The following is a 19,699-nucleotide window of genomic DNA, read 5'->3' as shown; positions in this document are numbered from 1 at the left end:
TTCCTCCTGCCAGGCTCGCACCACCTGCGCTGCTACCTCGGGTGTCCACCTCGGTCGCCGCGCTGCCTCCAACCACGCCGGCTCCCCCTTCGTCGTCGCTGTGTTCGTCGTCATCGCGCCGCTCACTCTGCGGCTCCTCGAACTCCAGCTCTACCTGGGCCGGATCGGAGGCTTACGTTCCACATGGCCGGAATGGGCGTTCCACTTGCTCCGGAATCAGTGTTCCACTTGCTCCGGAATCAGTGTTCCACTTGCCTCGGAATCGGTGTTCCACATGGTCCGGTGCACGCAGCCCACCGCCCCAACGAGCGCCAGCGGCCCGGCTCGGCCCCGGTGTGCTTCCAGTCATTCACCAGGCCGCGCACCTGCTCCACGCCCAGGCCGCACAGCCCATAGAGCGCCAGTGCCAGCGCGATGGCCGCCCCCGAGAAGTGCTTGCGCGCCACCGCGGAGGCCGGCAGCACCGTCCATACCGCCCCGCAGCCCTGGCACTGGTAGCGCCGGCACGCCAGCACCTGCGTGCGGGCCGGCTGCCCCGGCCCGGGCGGCCCCCGCTGCTGGCGCTGCACCAGTCCGTGCCCGTGGATGCGCACTCGCCAGCCCTCGTACGCCGGCTGTCCACACCTCCCACACCTGCGCGGCCGGGCCTCCTCCACCGAGGGCGGCCAGGACTTGACCTCACCTCGGAAACGAACGATTCCTTCCTCGCTCCGTGCTCCTTCTCCCAAGTCGTGGTGCGGAGCCCGGCCCGTGACGTGTGCAAGACGTCACGGGCCACTTCTTCCCCTGCGCTCTCAGCTCTCCGGTGGCCCCATGCCCTGGAGCTCCGCCCTCCTGGCGACGTGCTCTACGCGTGCTGGCGCGGCCTGACACGGACCCGCGGGGGCGGGCCTCCACGGAGGACCCTCCCCCTCCTTCCCTCTTCGCCAGGCTTGCTGATGGAATCCTGGCCACGGCCATGGGCCTCTCCATCATTCTGCGCGCTCACACAGGCCCACTTCTCCCTCATCCAGCGTGCTCGGTAACAGCTGAGCACCCATCTCGCAACCTTGGAGCTACAGACCGGGGGACCTGAGCCAAGCGCGGTCAGCGCGGAAAAGGCCCAGTTCCTCCTGGGGTGCGGCCGTACAAAGGTCTTCGACTTGCTGAAGTCGGGGGAACTCCAACGCACTGAACGGCGGTACGGGAGCCAAACGATGATCACCGTGGACAGCATCGAGCGCGCCCAGCAGCAGCGGCAACCGAAGAAGCGGCGTGCGTCGAAGCATGGCCCGCGGCGAACGAGCGCGAATCTTCGTAGGTCGATCCGCACGTTGCCTCTGTCGGGGGACCCGGACGAACCGGACAACGATTCCAAGTAGGCTTGAGCGTCGGCCGCCAGACGTTCATGCCGACGGAGGCCGCGAGCCACACCGCGGCCTCACGCTCGGCCTACATCTCACTCGCGGAGGCCAGCCTCGGCTGCATCACCACAGGATCCTGTGGATGATGCAGCTTGAGGGGGACGGTGATCATCGGGGGAATCTCGGTCCCGTCGTAGAACTTCTTGGTCGTCCGAGTGGACTGATCACCAAGAACGGAGGCGACAACATCCAGAGGTACACCACCCCGAGTCGCCCTTACTACCTGGCCCTCGTTCGTGGCCCAGGTCGTGAAGCTGTGACGCAGTTCGCTGGGATGGATGGGCGGCTGCCCGATGCGCACCGACGCATACCCGATGGACTCCCGGACAGTGTTCCTGATTGGCGCCCTGCCCCGAGCCTGGAGCCGCTGCGCGGCGGCGAGGGCTTGGGAATCCAGACTGAGGATGTGAACACGACCGTTCTTGTGCAGAAACCGCGCAGTACCGGCGATACCCGAGGGATCGTTGACGACGCGCAACTCGCCCTTGCCAGCTGCAAGGCGGGCGATCTCCGAGTCGTGCATGCCGGTCTTGGCCCGCAGACACAGCACGTCCCTCACCGTCTGGGAGCCGATGGCCGCATAGAGCTTCTCCACCTGGGCCATCGAATACCCCTTGGCACGCCGCCCCTTCTCCGCGACCGCGGGCGGCACCTTGAGGGACAACGTGGGGTCTTCAGCAGCCTTGAGGCGATCCTCTTCTCGCAGCCACGAGAAGAAGCTCTTGAGCGTGATGATCCGCATCTTTCTGGCCGTGGGCCATTGATTCAGGGCCCGGCGCAACTCGAGGAGGCTGACGGTCCTCAAGTCCCTTCCGCCCAAAACCTCGGCCCACTGCGACAGGTAGGTTCGCGCGTCCCGCCGGTAGCCCTCCGTCCGCCCTCGCTGGGTCAAATGCCGGAGGAATTCCCGCACGGAGTCGGCGTCGAGCCGAGGCCCCACATCCTCCGACAGTGGAGCCTCCCCTGCGGCGGTGAGTGCCGGGGCGACCTCCGCTTTATCGGCCTTCACCCTGGCCAGGTAGGCGTTCCGGTCGCGCCGGAACAGGGCCAGCTCGGCCAGCGCGTCCTCCTCGTTGGAGACCGCCAAGGAGACCGAGAACCGGGCCCCGGCGACCATCTTCTCGAGGAGCCACACCTTCCGACCATCGACGAGCTTGACCCGCCCGCCCTTCCACTTCCCCACGAACTTCTGCGGCATGCTGCACCCATCGGATTCGGGATTACGTCCCTATTACGTCCCTGGGATACAACTGAGTGGAACCAGATGCAATCTCTGAGGGAGAACCACACTGACCACACCGGTCTTCAAAACCGGTGGGGGGCATGGAGACATGTCCCCGGGAGGTTCGATTCCTCTGTCCTACCGCCCTTCCCTACTCAGTGGCTCGCCCCGCTCCGGGCGTTGTCGGCACCCATGGGGACTCCTTCGAGTTGGTGACCCCTCCGCCGTCATCAACGAGCCCCCCCTTCGGCTACCTGACGAAGGACGGGACACGGCGCGGCTGCTGGACATGCTGGAGTCCGCGGCGCGCCTGCACCGGATGACGCTCTACGACAAGAAGCTGGTGGACGGGCTGCTGCGCGCGCGCCGCGAGGAGGGGTGGGTTTCACCCGGCCACCGTGGGGGCGGAGGCTGGACGGCCCCCCCGGAGTGGCTCCTACATGGGAGGAGGGGCTTCAATGGCCGCCGCACGAGGTGAGGACGGCATGGAGACACGGCAGAGTCCTGGAGTGGAGGCCCCACGCCCGGCGGGCGGACGGAAGCAGTGGTGGGCCCTGGGCGGGGTGGCGCTCCTGGTGCTGGCGGGCGGCATGGGGGTATGGCTGGCGCATGGGCCCCAGCGCTCGTGCGAGGGCGCGGAGCGCGCGTGGGAGGGCGTCTGGGACGGGCCGCGCCAGGAGGCCATCCACCGGGCCTTCCTGGCCACGCGCAAGCCGTACGCGGAGGCGACGTGGCGCGGGGTGCACGCGGGGGTGGAGCGCTACACGCACGCCTGGACGGAGATGCACCGGGAGACGTGCGAGGCCACGCGGGTGCGAGGTGAGCAGTCCGAGCAGGTGATGGCGCTGCGGATGAAGTGCCTGGAGCGGCGGCGCGTGGAGGTGAAGGCGCTGGCCGAGGTGCTGACCCAGGTGGATGGGCAGGGGCTGGCCCAGGTGAGCCAGGTGATGGAGCGGATCATCCCCCTGGCCTCGTGCGCGGACGGGCCCCACCTGGCGGCGCTGGAGCGGTTGCCGGAGGATCCGACGGTGCAGGCGAAGCTGGAGGAGCTGCAGGGGCGGCTGGCCCAGGTGCGCGCCCTCTTCGTGGCGGGCCACACCGCGCGGGGGCTGGAGCAGGCGCGGGCCCTGGCGGAGGCCGCCGAGGCCACCGGCTTCCGGCCGTTGATGGCCGAGGCCTGGCTGGCGCTGGCGCGGCTGCAGTACTCGGCGTCGGACGTGCCGGGGGCGGTGGAGAGCGCCCATCGCTCGGCCCGGGCCTTCCTGGCCAGCGGGCAGACGGTGGGCATGGTGCACGCGTGGTTCGAGCTCGTCACCGCCCTGCAACTCCAGGGGCACCAGGCGGCGGCGGAGCAGGAGCGGTGGTTGCAGTACCTGGACGACGCCATCCTCGCGGCGGGCAACCCGCCGGGACTGCGCGCGGAGTACGAGTGGCGGCTGGCCCACATCCGCACGCTGCAGGGCGGGTACGCGGAGGGGCTGGCGCACGCGAGGAAGGCAGTGGCGCTGCTGGAGGGCCAGGGGGGGCCGGAGAGCGTGGCGCTGTCCAGCGCGCTCATCGAGCAGGTCCGGGCGGCGGCGCTGGTGGGGCAGTACGAGGAGGCGATGGCGGCGGGGCAGCGGGCGCTGGCCTTCTGGAAGAAGACGGTGGGGCTGGAGCACCCCTCGACGATGCGGGTGCTCAACCTCATTGGCGTCCTCCAGGCGATGACGTGGCACCTGGCGGACAGCTCGGCCACGTACGAGCAGATGCTGGCCATCATGCGGCGCATGCCGGACACGGATCACATCGAGCTGGTGGCCGCGCTCAACAACCTGGCCGTCATCTACGTCGAGCAGGGGCGGCATGCCGAGGGCGAGCCGCTGCTGGAGCAGGCGTTGGCCATTCTCGACGAGAACCAGACGCGCGGGAGCCTGCACGGCGTCATCTGCCTGCAGAGCCTGGCGGAGTCGAAGTACCTCCGGGGAGACCATGCCGGGGCGCTGAAGCTGGCGCGCGAGTCCCAGGCGCTGGCGGAGAAGGGAGTCTCCCCCCAGCATCTGATCCGGGCCATCGTGCTGACGACGCTGGGGGACGCGGAGCTGGAGGCGGGCAGCGCCGCGCGGGCCCAGGAGGTGCTCGAGCAGGCGGTGCGGCAGTTGGAGCCACTGCCCACCCACCCCAAGGAGAAGGGGCACGCGCGCTTCGCGCTGGCACGGGCGCTCGAGGCCCGGGGGGTGGACCGTCCGCGCATGCTGACGCTGCTCGCGCAGGCGCGGAAGGATCTGGAGGAGGCGGGGGCGCCCGCGGGCCGGCTGCGGGCCTCGTGGGCGGAGTGGGTGAAGGCCCGCCGGTTGGAGACGTCACCGGAGCTGCAGGCGCCCCGGTGACGGCTCGGTGCCGCACTACCGCACCTGGATGGCGTCGGCGACGACGTAGAAGCCCGACGTGGTCCAGCGGCTCAGCTGCACCTTGTTCCAGCCGGCCGGGAAGCTCCAGGTGCCCAGCGTGTTCCACTGGCCGCCGTTGACCTGCTGGTTCACGCTCACCGTGCCCAGGTTGTTGCCGTTGGCGTCGATGATGACGAAGGGCGCGGTGGTGGAGCGGTTGGAGGCCGACACCCACCAGGCGTCGATCGTCCGGGTGCCCGCCGCCGGCATGTAGAAGCTGAAGATGAACGGGTCGGAGATCGCGGCCGTGGTGGCCGTGTAGTAGTTGTTGCCGTAGTAGCCAGCGTTGGCGCCGACAGCCCAGTTGGCCGACATCTGCACGGAGGCCTTGGTGCTGTCGTTGTTGGCGTTGTTGCTGTCCACCACGAGGCCGACGGTGGAGACGGCGCCACAGTAGCTGTTGATCTTGCTCAGGTACGTGCTCCACGGCCAGTTGGGGCCGGGATCCGTGCGGGTGGCCGGCTGCAGGCGCCCGTGCGAGACGATGTGGTAGCTGTCGCGGGTGATGTTGCGATCACGGGCGATGTCGCACGAGAGCTTCGCCGAGGCGTCGATCTGCCCCGTGGGGAAGGACGTCTGGCTGGCGTAGCCGCCGTGCTCGATGCCCACGGTGAAGTGGTTGACGGACACGCCGTTGAGGTTGCACTTCACCGAGCCGTTGAGGCCGCAGTCATAGGACGCCGCCACGTGCCAGGCGCGGTCCGCCTCGCGCACGAGCTGGGAGATCTCCGTGCCCGACTCGTTCACCACGTAGTGGGCGCTGGCCTGGGCGGCCGAGTTGGTCAGCCAGCTCCAGCACCCGGAGTAGCCACCCTCGCAGGTGTGGATGACGATCATCTGCGGCGAGTAGCCCGCGCGCGAGTTGTAGTTGGGCGAGGCCCGCCAGATGGAGGACGCGTAGTCCGGGCCCGCCGCCATCGCCCGCACCGAGGGCATGTCATACCGGGCCTGGGCCTGGGTGGGCAGCAGCGACACCCGCACCTGCTCTCCGGGCCCGTAGGCCACGGCGCCCTTGCGCAGCACGTCATACACCTCCGAGTGGATGTACTGGGCGCGCGCCTCCGCGTGCTCGATTCCACTGAAGCGGGCCACGGCCGGGGCCCACGCGCCCACGTCCGTCCGGTCCACGCCCAGCTCGTCCGCGTGCGAGCGCAGCAGGGCCGCTCCCGCCCGCAGGTGCGCCAGCGGCTGGGTGCGCGCCTCCTCCACCGTCACCCCCGCCAGCTCCGCCGCCCGCTCCAGCGCCGCACCGCGCAGCGCCAGCAGGCCGTACGCGGCGGGCCGCCCCTCGAACTCCTCCCCGCCCTTCACCATCTCCCAGCGCGTCTCCGTGTAGGAGATGGCCTTGAGCAGCTCCGCGGGCACGCCGAACTCCGCCGCCGCCTGCTCGAACAGCCCGTTCAGGGGCTGCTGCTCCCGCGCCTCCGTGGGGGCCTGGCCCGGCTGCTGCACGGCCTCGGAGCCCGGCGCGCCACAGGCGGACAGGGCGAGCGCGGCCAGGGCCGCGGACATCGTCTGATATGAACGCATGACTTGGATCTCTTCCTTTGACAGGGGGATTACAGGGAGAACGACGAGGTGTCCGCGGTGGACAGCCAGTAGTTGCCGTCCGGACCGGCCGCCGAGCGGACCGAGCTGTACGAGTAGGTCACGCCGCGGCCATTGGTGGAGGTGCGGTTCGGATAGCCACAGGCGTAGCAGCCGGCCCACAGGCCCGAGGGATCATTCACCACCCAGCCCGTGCTGTTGTAGCCGATGACCACCAGGATGTGGCCCGCGCTGGTGAAGTAGCCGTGGATGACCACGGGACGGCCGGCGTCGATCTGCCGTTTGATCATCGCCTCGGTGCCGGAGTAGGTGTACTGCGAGGCCAGACCGTACTGGGTGTAGATGGAGGCGAGCCCCGAGGGAGACTGGCCCTGGGCCTTGCCGAAGCGCGTGTAGAGCCCGTCCGGGGTGACGCCCTTGTTGTAGTAGTTGAGCAGCATGGAGCCCGAGGTGATGCCGCAGGTGGCCGAGGGCTCGTAGGTGTTGAAGTACTGGTAGAAGTAGGGGACCGTCAGCGGGTTGGCCGTCGCCACGACGGGCAGCAGTCCCTTGGCGATGCGCATGCTCTCACAGGCCAGGCCTCCGCCCGCGCTCTTGCAGGCGTTCACCTGGCTCACGGAGAAGGGACCGAAGGCATTGGTGCCCTCCACGCAGGCGTCGATGGAGGTGTCCAGCGTCGAGCCCGGCATGCAGCTCCCGGTGCCGCGGATGGAGCGGGCGAAGCTGACCGCCCAGCGGCTGGCGGTACAGCCCGAGCCACCCCCATTGGCCTGACAGGTGCTCACCATGCTCTGCGTGAACGGGCCCACCGCCTCGGTGGACGACACGCACAGCCGGTAGGTCGCGTCGAACGAGAAGCCCGCCGGGCAGAACACGTTGGTGCTGGTGGGCAGCGTCTGCGCCTCCACTCCGACCTCGCCGGCCGCCTGCGCCAGGGGCTCCGGACCACATGCGGACAGCACGGCCAGCGCTCCGGCCAGGGCGGCAATCATCGCTCTCATGTTCGTTTTCCCTCCGGGGCGCGGCTTGGACACCTGCGCCCATGTCGACTCGGTGAGTCCATGCTCCTCATGCCAGCAATTCCCCTGCAAGTCTTCTTTTATTTTGGTTTCCGCGATGACTGCTTTGGGTGAGTCATTGCGATTCAGCATGAGAGGAATTGTGAATGGCGCGGCGTCAGCCCACCGTCAGCACATCGTCATCCCCCGTCATTCCTGCGTCAGGAAGCGGATCGCGAACCGCGGCGGAAGGTGCGTGCCAGGAAAAGACATATTTTCGAGAGACAAAGGGCGCTCGGCCGCTATCCTGGAAATCAGCGGATGTTGAGTGTTCAGCGTCCTGAATCCATTTCCCCCATGAAGACGAGCTGTCCAAGGAGCCGAGCCATGCACTCGAAGGTGCGGTCGACGTTCATGACGATGATGTTGGGAGTCTCGCTGGCGGGAGGCACCGCGCTGGCGGAGGCCCCCCGGGAGCCCGCCACGGAGTCTCTCCCTGCTTCCACGGGGGCGCTGGAGTGGACGGAGGCGCTCGGCACCGGAGAGGGCACGGGCGAGCTGGTGCGCACCCGGGAGGGGCTGGTGTACGAGCCCTACAACGTGATGCGCCGGCGCGAGGGGCTGCGCACCCTGACGGGGCTCTACACGTTCCCGGCCCGCCGGCTGGAGCGGCCCGTGGACACGGTGCGGCCGCTGATCCAGGCGCGGCGCGCCTTCGGGACGAGCGTCGAGGTGGATGTCCGGGTGCGCTCGGCCAACGGCGGCTGGAGCGAGTGGAGCATCTCCAGCGCGGGGGAGTCCGTGCGCCTGCCCTGGGCCGGCACGGAGGTGCAGGTGCGGCTCGCGCTGGTGGCGGATGAGCACGGCCGGGGTCCCGTGGTGCAGGAGGTGAAGCTGGAGGGCTCGCTGGAGGGCGGCACCTCCCAGCAGCTCACGACGCTGACCACTCCGTTGACGTACCGCATCTATGGCACGCGCGAGGGCCTGGTGGGCGGCACCACGGCCAACGGCCACGTCATCAAGAGCTATGACCGCTTCGTGGCCCTGCCCTCGCGCCGGGCGCTCGCGTCCAACGGTGGCAACGAATACCAGGTGAGGTTGTGCTCCACGCGGACGTCCAAGTGCGCCACCACCTCGGTGTGGGACGTGGGCCCGTGGAACACGAAGGATGACTACTGGAATCCCTCCAGCATGCGCGAGATGTGGAAGGATCTGCCCCAGGGCAAGCCCGAGGCGCAGGCCGCGTACCAGGACGGCTACAACGGCGGGTTGGATCAGTTCGGGCGCCGGGTGGCCAACCCCGCGGGCATCGACATCGCCGACGGCACGTTCTGGACGGACCTGGGGCTGACCGACAACGACTGGATGACCGTGACGTACCTGTGGACCAGCGGCGGCACCCCGGCCACGGGCCTCGTCATCGACAGCAACAACGCCAACAACGACAGCACCAAGGCCTCCGTCCAGATGTCGGCCAACTGGGCTGTCGGCGCCAACGCCGGCTACTACGGCAACAACTACTACACGGCCACCACGGCCGCGATCTCCGACCCGTTCATCTTCAGCTTCTACATGCCGGCGGCGGGCACCCGGACGATCGACGCCTGGTGGGTGGCGGCCTCCAACCGCTCGACCACCGCCCCCTTCGTCATCATCGACGCCAACGGCAACAACCTGGGCACGGTGAGCGTGAACCAGCAGCTCAACGGCAGCAAGTGGAACACCCTGGGCACCTGGAGCTTCCCGGCCGGCTGGAACAAGGTGCAGCTGAGCCGCTGGACCACCTCGGGCTTCTACGTCGTCGCCGACGCCATCCAGGTGCGGTAGTGCGGCACCGGGCCGCCCCACTCCTCCCGGGGCGGTGAAGCAAGATGAAGAGGAATGGAGACCCCCGGTACCGCCAGGGGTCTCCGCCTCGGGGGCTCAGCAGGTCTGCCCGCGGGGGCAGGAGGTGAGCAGGGCCGCGTCCGTGCACGGCGCGCCACCCACCGTGCTGGACGTCGTCGGGATGTTGCCCCAGTCATGGGCCCGCTTGCTCGGCGCGTAGGACAGCGCCAGGGTGGCGTTGGCGGACGAGGCGGCCACCACCCCGTCAGCGCTTCGGGGCCAAGGCTCCTCCTCGGAGCCGCTCCAGCTCGGCCTGCAGCTCCGTCAGGCGCCGCTCCGCCTCCTCGCGCCGCCGGGCCTCCTCCGCCAGGCGCCGCTCCGCCTCCTCGCGCCGCCGGGCCTCCTCCTGCGCGCGTTGCCGCACCTGCTCCAGCGTCTCCTTCATCCGCACCAGCAGCTCGTGTGACTCCAGCAGCAGCGCGTTGCCTGCCCACAGCTGCAGCTTCCCCTCCGACACCTCCAACTCCAGCCCCAGCACCTCCGAGCGGTAGCGGCCCTCCTCCGGTGCGATGGGCTCGTACTGCCTCGCCTCGGGCGCGGGCAGCCGGTACGCCCACAGCCGCTCCCGCGCCCGGTCGTAGATGAAGTACTCGGAAATCCCCAGCCGCGCGTAGCGCTCCACGTTGTACTCGGCGTCCTTCTTGCGATCGCCGCCCACGTGGACCTCCATCACCCACTCCAGCCCCCTGCCCTCCTGACTCACCACCCACTTGTCCCGCTCGTGCGTCTCCACGTCCCGCACCGCCAGCAGGTCCGGCGCGAAGCGCCTCTCCCCCGGGTAGTACACCGGTAGCTCCGTTCCCAGGTACACCTGCCGTCTCTGCCGCGAGAAGAAGCCCTGGAGCACATCCAGCGTCTGTATCTTCGCCCGCGAGTGCCTGTCCCCCTCCGGCATGGCCATCTCGTCCCACGTCACTTCCCCGGGAAGTGACTCCACCACCCGCGCCCGCTCCTCCATGCTCATCCGCTCCCACTCTTCCCGCGTGGGCGCCCGGGGGAAGGCGTCCCCACGCTCTTGTGCGCGCTGTGCCATGCCCGAAAGCCTGGGGTGGGCCGCCGCGCGCGTCAATCGCCCCCGCCGCGCGCACTGAGCAAGTGTCGGGCCGAGCAAGCTCCGCCCCTCTCTCCTGGGGAAGGAGCACCCGGGAGTGTTTCCGCCCTCGTCCGGGCGTCTCCCCACGTGGACGCCTTCTGGCTGGCTCCGAGCCCGCCGGGCTCGATGTTCCGTTGGCGCAGGGACGGTTCGATGGAAGTGGAGACGAAGGACTGGACATGACGGGCGAGGTCATGTCATGAGTCCCACGAGAGAAGTAGGACCCGGGAATGCCCATATCGAGAGCGCAATGGGAGACACATCCGCGCGGTGTCTCCGATTGTGTTTTGCATGGAGCGCCAGTCGGAAACGACTGGTGTTGATTCGATGTTCACCTGGTTGAGACGCCTGTTCATCGGACGTTCAGGGGTGCCCAGGCTCCCCGACGCCACACCCCCCGCCGAGTCGCCTCCCGTCTGGGGCACCCAGCTCCTGGATGCCGTCCAGAAGTCCTCCCGGGCCCAGGCCCGTCTGGCCCTCCATGTCGAGGATGTGGAGCGCAAGCTGGAAGGGGGACTCGCGGAGCTGAGGGGCTCGCTCTCATCTCTGCGCGGCGTGACATCGGCTCACTCCCCAGGGAGCGAGCCCCCCTGGGACGAGCTCCTCGATGCCCTGGATCTGCTCGAAGAGGCCTCCCGCGTCGCGGCGGATGCGGCGCTCGCATCGGGACTGCTGGGTGTGGCGGCCCGGCTCGAGCGCTTCCTGACGTCTTCCGGGATCAGACGCCTGGCGACCATCGGCCACATTCCCGACGGGCGCCTGTTCCGGATTGTAGGCACCCAGCCCCACCCCAGCTTCGCCGAGGGCGCCATTGCCCGCGTGGTTCGCGCCGCCGCCCTGCGAGGCGAGCACCTCGTCCGCGAGGGCGAAGCCATCATCGTGAGGAATACCCCTTGAGCCATGTCTTTGGAATCGATCTGGGAACGACCAACTCCGTCATCGCCCACCTGGTGGAGGGCCGCCCGGTGGCCGTGCCCGTGGAAGGCAGCCGCATCGTCCCCTCGGTGGTCCTCTACGAGGACACTCGTGTCGTCGTGGGGCGAGAGGCGCGCAACCTCGAGATGCTGAAGCCCGAGCGGTGCATCCACTCGGTCAAGCGCAAGATGGGAACGCTCCACCGCTACGCCATCGCCGGGCGCGAGGTGTCTCCCGAGGAGGTCTCCGCCGAAATCCTGTCCGCGCTCAAGCGGGGAGCCGAGAAGGCCACCGGCGTCCCCGTCCAGGACGTGGTCATCACCGTGCCGGCCTACTTCGATGACGCCCAGCGCCGCGCGACCCTCGAGGCCGGCCAGCGCGCGGGGCTGAACGTGTTGCGGCTGCTCAATGAGCCCACCAGCGCCTCGCTCCTGTATGAGCACGTGCTGCATCCCGAGACGCTCCGTGTGGCCGAGCCCGAAATCCTCCTCGTCTACGACCTGGGGGGCGGCACGTTCGACGTGTCGGTGCTCGAGGTGTTCCAGGGGGTGCGCGAGGTGCGCTCCACCGCGGGCAACACCCAGCTGGGTGGGGATGACTTCGACGACAAGCTCGTCCAGCTCTTCCTCGAGGAGCTCAAGAAGCAGGGCGTGGAGCCTCGCGAGGACGTGCGGGCCATGGCGCGCCTGCGCCAGCTGGCCGAGGAGACGAAGATCCGCCTGTCCTCGGACATCTCCGTGCACGTGAGGGAGGAGTTCCTCACCCAGGTTCGAGGCAGGCCCATCCACCTGGAGGTGGAGGTGCGGCGGCGCGTCTTCGAGGCGCTCATCGAGCCGCTGCTCGAGTCCACCGTGGCCCTGACGCGCCAGGCCCTGGCCGATGCCCGGCTCGAGGGACAGTCGCTGTCCAAGATATGCCTGGTGGGAGGCTCGACGCGGATTCCCCGGGTCCGCCAGCTGCTGGAGGAGGCCTTCGGCGTCGACATCCACGAGGAAGTGGATCCCGACCTGGCCGTGGGGCTGGGCGCGGCCATCCAGGCGGGCATGTTGTCCGGCGAGCCGGTGGGACGCATCCTCGTGGATGTGGCGTCGCACAGCCTGGGCATGCGCGTCATCGGAGAGGACGACTTCGGGAGCGCCTCACCGGACACGTTCGCGCCCATCCTCCGCCGCAACACGGTATTGCCGACGACGAAGGTGGAGGAGTTCTACACCCTGGTGCCCGAGCAGGAGCTCGTCGAGGTGGAGGTGTTTCAGGGCGAGTCGCACCGGGTCTCGGAGAACACGCGGGTGGGAGCCTTCGAGTTCCCGCTCGAGCCCCGGCCCGCGCACTCACCGGTGCGGGTGGAGTTCGCCTACGATCTCAACGGGGTGGTGAAGGTCTCCGTCAGCCAGCCCGGCACGACGAACGCCAAGACGGTGGCCCTCTCGGTGGCGGACGTGGGCAAGGCGGTTCCGGCCCTGCCGCCGGGGCAGAGCGCGGTGGAGCGCAAGGGGCACGCCCTGCTCGAGAAGCTGCCTCCCGAGCCCCGCGCCGAGTTGAAGCGGCTCCTCGACGAGTACGCACAGGCCCAGGGCGTGGCGCGCGAGCGGGCGGAGGAGGCACTCCTGGACTTCTTCCTCCATCTCGAACACGGCTCGGAACACCCGGAGCCCTGAGCCATGGTGAAGCACGACCGCACCGGGCGCCAGCACCGCCAGTGGTTGGAAGAGGCCCGCAAGTACCAGAAACGGGGAGATGTGGAGGGGATGCTGTCCGCGCTCCTGCGGCTGCCGCCGCCACTGCGGGAGGAGCTGCTGCCTGGCGCCGCGGACCTCTTCCGGCAGGCCGTCCGCGAGCAGCACCGCCGCGGCTCCTGGAGCACGCTCAGCACCCTGGCCGTGCGCGTGGACACCGAGCCCGGCCTGGTGGAGCGAAGCGCGGCTCCGGAGGAGGCCCTGGCCACGTACTGGCCACTGGTCTGGGCGGCGGGCCGCGCCCGCGATTGGGAGCGCGCGCGGCGGCTGTGGCAATCCCTCTCTGGCCCGGCGCGAGCGCATGCGCCCCTTCTGGCCGGGGCGATGGAGGGCTGGCTCTCCTCCGAGGGGAGCCCCGCTCCCGAGCTCATCGCCCCGGCGCTCGAGCGCCTGCCTCTCGTGGATGCGCGCCTGGGCATCGAGCCACCGAGCCAGCGCGTCTCCCTTCCGCCGCCCCGCTCGCTGGAGGAGGCGGAAGGGGCGTTGCTCGGTCTGTGCGCGCTCGAGCCCTTCCCCGTCTTCGCCAGCCGCGCCGAGGCGTGGGCCCGGGCAGCACCCACCGAGGTCGCTCGGGCGATATGGGAGCTGGCGGGACAGCTGGCGGCGCGAGAGCTGTGGCTCCGGGCGGCGGAGGGCAAGGGCCACGCCACGCTCTTGGAGCCCGCTTCGCTGTTGGCCCGGGCGGTACGTGAGGGAGGAGCTCCCGAGACCCTGTCCACTCCTGTGTTGCAGGCGCTGCGGGTGGTGGCCGCGGGGCTGGCGCGGACGGTCGTCTCGCGCCTCGAGGACGCCGAGCCCTTCTGCGCCCTGGCTCAGGCCGCGGCACTGCAACCGCCGGCCCAGCCCTGGGTGGTACAGGCCGTGGCCGGGCTCCGCTTCGAGGGAGCGGCGCTACCGCGGGCGCTGAGCCTCTACCAGGAATTGCTGGCCCGGAGCGCGAACGCGCCCCTCTGGGCACGGGCCTTCCTGGCCTGGTGCGAGCAGAACCCCGAGGCGCCCAACGCACCCGGGTGGCTCCAGGAGGGCCTGCGCCGGCTGATCGCCACGGAGTCCTCCGCCCTGTTGTCCTGGCTGCGTGGGGCCGTCTCCTCCGAGCGGATGGAGTTGATCGAGTGCGTGGCCTCCACCTGCGCACCGGACCTGGTGGAGTCATGGGTGGAGGCCTGCTGGGAGGGCGCGAACGAGGAGCTCCGGAGGGCGCTCAGCGAAGCCATCTCCCTGCTGCTGGGCCGCAGCCGCATGAAGCAGGGCGGACGGCAGTTGGAGCAACTGCTACGCGGCGTGCGGAACATCGAGGAGGCGGAGCGGATGTTGATGGAGGTGGAGGGGGCGATGGAGCAGGTCCACGCCTCGATGAAGCTGACCGGGGACGGCCTGCGCATCTGGCGCAGGTTCGCGCCCAGGGTGCTGACGTACAAAGTGGACTTCCTGGAGGAGGCGGTGCGCCATGCGTCCTCGGACGCCGAGGCCTGGGATGCCACCGTGCGATACCTGGAGGCCCATCCTGGGAACACGGGGCATATCGAGGCGCTCCGGACGATGGATGTATGCGGCCGGGAGGCTCTCGCCCGTCGCGTTCTGGATCGCTGGCTGGAGCGCAGCGCCGCCGATGTGCCAGCGCTCGCCGAGGCAGCGTTGGCCGCCGAGAGGATGAACACGCCTTGCCGTTACCTCCACCCGGTGCTGGGGGCCTTCATGCAGGCTCTGGCCGAGCAGTTGACCGCCCCGCAGATCCCGGTGGTGGAGCAGGCGCGGGCGTTGGCGAACAAGCATGGATTCCGGCTGCGCAAGCGCAGGGCTTCGCGGAAGAAGAAGTCCGAGAGCGCGCCGGCGAGCCGTGCGTCACGCTCGAAGAAGAAGCCCGCCGCGAAGGGCGCGGCGCCCCCGGCGGATTCTCCGGAGGATGGGGAGGAGCGCGGTTGATATGACACCCGAAGAGCCGTTCGCCGTATTGGGCCTGGCACCGACGATGGATCCAGCCGCCGTCAAGAGCGCGTACTTCGCCGCGCTGGCGCGGCACCCACCTCACCAGGATCAGGAGGGGTTCCAGCGGTTGCGCCGCGCCTACGAGGCGCTCACGCGACCGGGAGGCCTGGCGGTGGCGTACCTGACCAGCCCCGTGGACGTGCAGCAACTGGCCCGGGACGCGCGCGAGCGTTTCGATACACCACTCAAGAAGGCCGCCGTGGCGGCACTTGCCGCGCGAACGGGAGCGGAGACCGTGGTGCGGTGGGTGGAGCGGTGCTCCCGGATGAGCTGGGATGAGGTGCTCCGGGCTTTTGCCCACTGATGCGGGCATCCCGAACCCCAACGAAGCTCCTTCAGCGAGCGTGCTGTAGCAACGTGTAGAGGGGCCTCTGCCGCTGACTTCAGCACCCACAGCGGCCAGGCGGCCATGTCTTGTAGGGGGCATTCGGTTGCACCTACGCTCCGGGCGCTTCGCGCCCTACGGAGGTTGCACCCCGATGACGTTCCCCTCGCCTGTCTCCCGTGCTTCGACGCTGCTCGAGTTGCTCGAAGAGCGCGCCGCGCGACACGCAGAGAGACGCCTGTTCTCCTTCCTGGAGGACGCCGAAGGTGAATCGTCCGAGTTCAGCTACTCGGGGCTGCTGCAGCGCGCTCTCGCCCTTGGGGCCTTCCTTCAGCAGGAGGTGCCGGCGGGCGAGCGAGCGGTCCTCCTCTACCCACCGGGGCTCGACTACGTCACCGGCTTCTTCGGCTGTATGGCCGCTGGCGTCGTCGCCGTTCCCGCCTACCCGCCGGATCCGTCGCGCCTGGAGCGCACCCTTCCCCGCCTGCGCTCCCTCATCCACGACGCCCAGGCCTCCGTGGTGCTCGCCCCCTCCTTCATCACCTCCATGGCGGAGTTCCTCTTCGAGTCCGCCCCGGACCTGCGCTCCCTGCGCTGGGTGGCCACCGATGAGCTGCCCTCAGGCGCCGAGTCCCACTGGAAGCGCCCGGAGCTGCGCGGCGACTCGCTCGCCTTCCTCCAGTACACCTCCGGCTCCACGGGCACGCCCAAGGGCGTCATGCTCAGCCACGGCAACCTGCTGCACAACCTCCACCTCATCCACGGCGCCTTCCGCATGCACGAGGGCAGCGCCGGTGTCATCTGGCTGCCGCCCTACCATGACATGGGCCTCATCGGCGGCATCCTCGGCACCGTGTACGGAGGCTTCTCCACCTCCCTCATGTCGCCGCTGAGCTTCCTGCGCCGCCCTCTGCGCTGGCTGGAGGAAGTCTCCCGCACGCGCGGCACCATCAGCGGTGGGCCCAACTTCGCCTTCGACTTGTGCGTGCGCAAGTCCACCGAGGCCGAGCGCCAGGCGTTGGACCTCAGTCACTGGGAAGTCGCCTTCTGCGGTGCCGAGCCCATCCGCGCCGAGACGCTGGAGCGCTTCGCCCAGGCCTTCTCCGTCAGCGGCTTCCGCCGTGAGTCCTTCTACCCGTGCTACGGCCTGGCCGAGGGCACACTCATCGTCGCGGGTGGCCAGGTGGGCACCCTCCCCGAGCAGCAGGCCCTGGACGTGGAGCGGCTGCGCGAGGGTCGTGCCGTGGCCGTGGAGCCGCGGCAGGCACGCGGCCAGGTGCTGGTGGGCTGCGGGCGTGCGCTGGAGCAGGAAGTGCTCGTGGTGCACCCGGAGACGTTCGCCCGGTGCTCTCGGGGTGAAGTGGGTGAGGTGTGGGTGAAGGGGCCCAGCATCGCCCAGGGCTACTGGCGCCGCGCCGAGGACACCCAGCGCGACTTCCACGCCCACACCGCGGATGGCTCCGGGCCCTTCCTGCGCACCGGAGACCTGGGCTTCTTGCGTGAGGACGGCCAGCTCTTCGTCACCGGCCGTTTGAAGGACCTGCTCATCATCCGCGGGCGCAACCACCACCCCCAGGACGTGGAGTTGACGGCCGAGCGGGCCTCTTCCGCGCTGCGGCCCGGGTGCGGCGCCGCCTTCTCGGTGGAGGTGGAGGGCGAGGAGCAGTTGGTGCTGGTGTACGAGCGCGACACGCGCCGGCAGCCGGAGGAGCGCCTCGAAGAAGTAGTCCAGGCCCTGCGCCAGCGCATCGCCGAGCAGCATGAGTTGCGGCTGCACGCGCTCACCCTCATCGCCCCGGGCAGCCTGCCCAAGACGTCCAGCGGCAAGATTCAGCGTCGCGCGGCACGCGCGGCCTTCCTGGCCGGTGAGCTTCAGGAGGTGGCGGCCTGGCGCGAGCAGGGCTCCGAGGTGACGCAGGCTCCGCGCGCACAGTCCGTGCAGGCCACGCCCGAGGCGCCCGAGGCCCGGCCGGAGTCTCCGGAAGCACTGGAGGCCTGGCTGCGCACGCGCTTCGCCCGCCGGCTGCGCGTGGAGCCGGAGCAGTTGGACAGGGACGAGCCGCTCACCCGCTACGGCCTGGACTCCCTGGCCGCGGTGGAATTCAGCCATGAGGTGGAGAAGGGGCTGGGCCTCTCTCTTCCCATGGAGGTGGTGCTCAGCGGCCCGAGTCTCGCTCAGCTCGTGGAGCGCCTGTCCTCTCAAGCGCCTCGGGCCTCCAGCGCCGTGCTCCTGCCTCGGGACTCCGCTTCCGGCACGAGCGCGGAGGACGCGCTTCCTTCCTTCTCGCAGGCGCGGCTGTGGTTCCTGGAGCAGCTCGCCCAGGGCAAGGCCCATGAGCTCATTCCCGCCGCCGTGCGGCTGGAGGGGCCGCTGGACACGAGCGCCCTGGAGCGCGGTCTGGCCGAGGTGGTTCACCGCCACGAGTCCCTGCGCACCACCTTCCACTCCGAGGCAGGCGAGCCCCGGCGCGTTGTCCACGCAGAGCTCCCCACGGCGCTCCGGCACGTGGACCTGGCCGCACTGCCCGCGGAGCAGCGCGAGGCCGAGGTGCGGCGCCTGGCCCTCGAGGAGTCCCAGCGTCCCTTCGACCTCGTCCACGGCCCCCTGCTGCGCACCACCCTGCTGCGCCTCTCCGCCTCCGAGCACGTGCTCGTCCTGGTGATGCACCACATCATCTCGGATGGCAGCTCCATGGGCGTGCTGCTGCGGGAGATGGCCGCGCTCTATGAGGCCTTCTCGCAAGGCCGGCCCTCGTCCCTGCCCGCCCTGCCCGCCCTGCCCGTGCAATACGGCGACTACAGCCGCTGGCAGCGCCAGTGGCTCCAGGACGACGTCCTCCAGCAGGGGCTCGCCTTCTGGAAGCAGCAGCTCTCCGGCGCTCCCGCCAGCCTCGAGCTGCCCACGGACAAGCCCCGCCCCTCCGTGCGCACCCAACGCGGCGCCAGTCAGCCGGTACGTCTTTCCCGCGAGCGCTGGGAGGCCCTCAAGGCCCTGGCTCGCGCCGAGGGCTCCACGCCCTTCATGCTGCTGCAGGCCGCCTTCCAGGTGCTCCTCTCCCGCTACTCGGGCCAGGAGGACTTCTGCCTCGGCACTCCCGTCGCGGGCCGTCCCCGCCCGGAGTTGGACGGCCTCATCGGCTTCTTCGTCAACACCCTGGTGCTGCGCGCCCGCCTCGGCGGCAACCCCTCCTTCCGCCAGCTGCTGCGCCAGGTGCGCGAGACGACGCTCGCGGCCTACGCCCACCAGGACATGCCCTTCGAGCGCCTCGTCGAGGAGCTGCGTCCCTCGCGCGACTTGAGCCGCACGCCCCTCTTCCAGGTGATGCTCGCGCTCCAGCCTCACCCCCTGGACTCCGCCACCCTGCCGGGGCTGCGTCTGCACTCCCTGGAGCTGGAGAGCCATGTCGCACGCTTCGACCTCGAGCTCTCCCTCTTCGAGTCCTCCGAGGGCCTGAGCGGCACGCTCGGCTTCAGCACGGACCTCTTCGAGCCCTCCACCGCCTCTCGCATGGTGGGGCACCTGGACGTGTTGCTGCAGGCCATCGTCTCCCGGCCCGAGGCGCTCCTCTCCGAGCTCCCCCTGCTCACCGACTCCGAGCGCCAGCAGGTGCTCATCGACTTCAACGCCACCGCCTCTCCCTTCCCGGCCGACGCATGCATCCACCACCTCTTCGAGAGGCAGGTGGCCCTGCGTCCCGACTCCATCGCCGTCGAGTTCGGTGACGAGCGCCTCACCTACCGTGAGCTGGACGCGCGCTCCAATCAGCTCGCCCACCTCCTGCGCTCGCACGGCGTGGGGCCTGACTCCCTCGTCGCTCTGTGCCTCGAGCGCTCCGTGGAGCTCATTGTCTCCCTGTTGGGCATCCTCAAGGCCGGCGGCGCCTACCTCCCGCTCGATGCCTCCTACCCCGCCCAGCGCCTCGCCTTCATGTTGGAGGACGCACCGCCCCGGCTGCTTCTCACCTCGCGCGCCCTGCGCTCGCAGTTCCCCGTCTCCGACGCGTTGCAGTGTCTCCTCTGGGAGGAGCTGAGCCTCGAGGCTCTGCCCACGTCCGCGCCCGAGACGGGCGTCACCTCGCGCCACCTCGCCTACGTCGACTTCACCTCCGGCTCCACCGGCAGGCCCAAGGGCGTCGCCATCGAGCACCGCTCCGTCC

14 protein-coding genes and 1 tRNA gene are annotated in these 19,699 nt (G+C 69.7%); 9 read left to right on the top strand and 6 right to left on the bottom strand.

All coding sequences use genetic code 11. The features are described from left to right. Window positions 1-239 precede the first annotated feature (239 nt). Window positions 240-593 (bottom strand): hypothetical protein, encoded by a 354-nt coding sequence (locus VFZ09_RS50520; protein ID WP_329735061.1) that lies wholly within the window; start codon window positions 591-593, stop codon window positions 240-242. Between the two features lie 838 nt (window positions 594-1,431). Next, window positions 1,432-2,601 carry a site-specific integrase gene (locus VFZ09_RS50515; protein WP_329735060.1) on the bottom strand — a complete coding sequence of 390 codons (1,170 nt, stop codon included), beginning with the start codon at window positions 2,599-2,601 and terminating at the stop codon, window positions 1,432-1,434. A gap of 79 nt (window positions 2,602-2,680) precedes the next feature. Here VFZ09_RS50515 and VFZ09_RS50510 point away from each other — a divergent pair. The 3 genes from VFZ09_RS50510 to VFZ09_RS50500 all read left to right on the top strand — a co-directional run bounded on the left by VFZ09_RS50510 (window position 2,681) and on the right by VFZ09_RS50500 (window position 4,994). Then, window positions 2,681-2,769, top strand: a tRNA-OTHER gene (locus VFZ09_RS50510). 145 nt (window positions 2,770-2,914) lie between these two features. Continuing rightward, entirely contained in the window at window positions 2,915-3,103 is a 189-nt protein-coding gene (locus VFZ09_RS50505; RefSeq protein ID WP_329735059.1) for a hypothetical protein, read from the top strand. Then, complete coding sequence (locus VFZ09_RS50500; protein WP_329735058.1) at window positions 3,084-4,994, top strand: tetratricopeptide repeat protein; 1,911 nt, start codon at window positions 3,084-3,086, stop codon at window positions 4,992-4,994. The genes VFZ09_RS50505 and VFZ09_RS50500 overlap by 20 nt, the downstream gene beginning before the upstream one ends. Before the next feature lie 15 nt (window positions 4,995-5,009). Here the strand turns inward: VFZ09_RS50500 and VFZ09_RS50495 are convergent, their stop codons facing one another. Then, window positions 5,010-6,584 (bottom strand): N-acetylmuramoyl-L-alanine amidase, encoded by a 1,575-nt coding sequence (locus VFZ09_RS50495; protein ID WP_329735057.1) that lies wholly within the window; start codon window positions 6,582-6,584, stop codon window positions 5,010-5,012. Window positions 6,585-6,613: 29 nt separating this feature from the next. Beyond that, on the bottom strand, window positions 6,614-7,603 hold the full coding sequence (locus VFZ09_RS50490; RefSeq protein ID WP_329735056.1) for a C39 family peptidase: 990 nt from the start codon (window positions 7,601-7,603) through the stop codon (window positions 6,614-6,616). A gap of 384 nt (window positions 7,604-7,987) precedes the next feature. On the opposite strand from VFZ09_RS50490, the gene VFZ09_RS50485 reads away from it, so the two are divergent. Next, window positions 7,988-9,427, top strand: coding sequence for a hypothetical protein (locus VFZ09_RS50485; RefSeq protein WP_329735055.1), 1,440 nt, complete (start codon window positions 7,988-7,990; stop codon window positions 9,425-9,427). Between the two features lie 96 nt (window positions 9,428-9,523). On the opposite strand, the gene VFZ09_RS50480 is transcribed toward VFZ09_RS50485, so the two are convergent. Both VFZ09_RS50480 and VFZ09_RS50475 read right to left on the bottom strand, forming a co-directional pair. Further along, entirely contained in the window at window positions 9,524-9,685 is a 162-nt protein-coding gene (locus tag VFZ09_RS50480; protein ID WP_329735054.1) for a hypothetical protein, read from the bottom strand. A 7-nt stretch (window positions 9,686-9,692) separates the two neighbouring features. Further along, entirely contained in the window at window positions 9,693-10,520 is an 828-nt protein-coding gene (locus tag VFZ09_RS50475; RefSeq protein ID WP_414640821.1) for a Uma2 family endonuclease, read from the bottom strand. A gap of 387 nt (window positions 10,521-10,907) precedes the next feature. Here VFZ09_RS50475 and VFZ09_RS50470 point away from each other — a divergent pair, with 387 nt between their 5' ends. From VFZ09_RS50470 to VFZ09_RS50450, 5 genes are all read left to right on the top strand, one after another. Continuing rightward, a complete protein-coding gene (locus VFZ09_RS50470) occupies window positions 10,908-11,477 on the top strand; it encodes a hypothetical protein (protein WP_329735052.1) in 570 nt (189 codons plus the stop codon). Continuing rightward, a complete protein-coding gene (locus VFZ09_RS50465; protein WP_329735051.1) occupies window positions 11,474-13,153 on the top strand; it encodes an Hsp70 family protein in 1,680 nt (559 codons plus the stop codon). The genes VFZ09_RS50470 and VFZ09_RS50465 overlap by 4 nt, the downstream gene beginning before the upstream one ends. 3 nt (window positions 13,154-13,156) lie before the next feature. After that, window positions 13,157-15,154 (top strand): DUF6109 family natural product biosynthesis protein, encoded by a 1,998-nt coding sequence (locus VFZ09_RS50460; protein ID WP_329735050.1) that lies wholly within the window; start codon window positions 13,157-13,159, stop codon window positions 15,152-15,154. 1 nt (window position 15,155) lies between these two features. Then, window positions 15,156-15,521, top strand: coding sequence for a J domain-containing protein (locus tag VFZ09_RS50455; protein WP_329735049.1), 366 nt, complete (start codon window positions 15,156-15,158; stop codon window positions 15,519-15,521). A 175-nt stretch (window positions 15,522-15,696) separates the two neighbouring features. Continuing rightward, the coding region (locus tag VFZ09_RS50450) for a condensation domain-containing protein (protein WP_329735048.1) at window positions 15,697-19,699 on the top strand (4,003 nt) is incomplete at its 3' end.

It is taken from the genome of Archangium sp., from assembly GCF_036277355.1.
In the GTDB taxonomy this organism is placed as follows: Bacteria; Myxococcota; Myxococcia; order Myxococcales; family Myxococcaceae; genus Archangium.
The sequence above is the reverse complement of the archived record's forward strand: the minus strand, read 5'-3'. Positions and strand labels throughout refer to the sequence as shown.

Excerpts from the sequence above, each read along its gene's own strand:
- VFZ09_RS50490 (WP_329735056.1), bottom strand. The coding sequence starts at position 7,603 with ATGAGAGCGATGATTGCCGCCCTGGCCGGAGCGCTGGCCGTGCTGTCC.
- VFZ09_RS50460 (WP_329735050.1), top strand. The coding sequence starts at position 13,157 with ATGGTGAAGCACGACCGCACCGGGCGCCAGCACCGCCAGTGGTTGGAA.
- VFZ09_RS50495 (WP_329735057.1), bottom strand. The coding sequence starts at position 6,584 with ATGCGTTCATATCAGACGATGTCCGCGGCCCTGGCCGCGCTCGCCCTG.
- VFZ09_RS50470 (WP_329735052.1), top strand. The coding sequence starts at position 10,908 with ATGTTCACCTGGTTGAGACGCCTGTTCATCGGACGTTCAGGGGTGCCC.
- VFZ09_RS50515 (WP_329735060.1), bottom strand. The coding sequence starts at position 2,601 with ATGCCGCAGAAGTTCGTGGGGAAGTGGAAGGGCGGGCGGGTCAAGCTC.
- VFZ09_RS50485 (WP_329735055.1), top strand. The coding sequence starts at position 7,988 with ATGCACTCGAAGGTGCGGTCGACGTTCATGACGATGATGTTGGGAGTC.
- VFZ09_RS50475 (WP_414640821.1), bottom strand. The coding sequence starts at position 10,520 with ATGGCACAGCGCGCACAAGAGCGTGGGGACGCCTTCCCCCGGGCGCCC.
- VFZ09_RS50500 (WP_329735058.1), top strand. The coding sequence starts at position 3,084 with ATGGCCGCCGCACGAGGTGAGGACGGCATGGAGACACGGCAGAGTCCT.
- VFZ09_RS50505 (WP_329735059.1), top strand. The coding sequence starts at position 2,915 with ATGCTGGAGTCCGCGGCGCGCCTGCACCGGATGACGCTCTACGACAAG.
- VFZ09_RS50455 (WP_329735049.1), top strand. The coding sequence starts at position 15,156 with ATGACACCCGAAGAGCCGTTCGCCGTATTGGGCCTGGCACCGACGATG.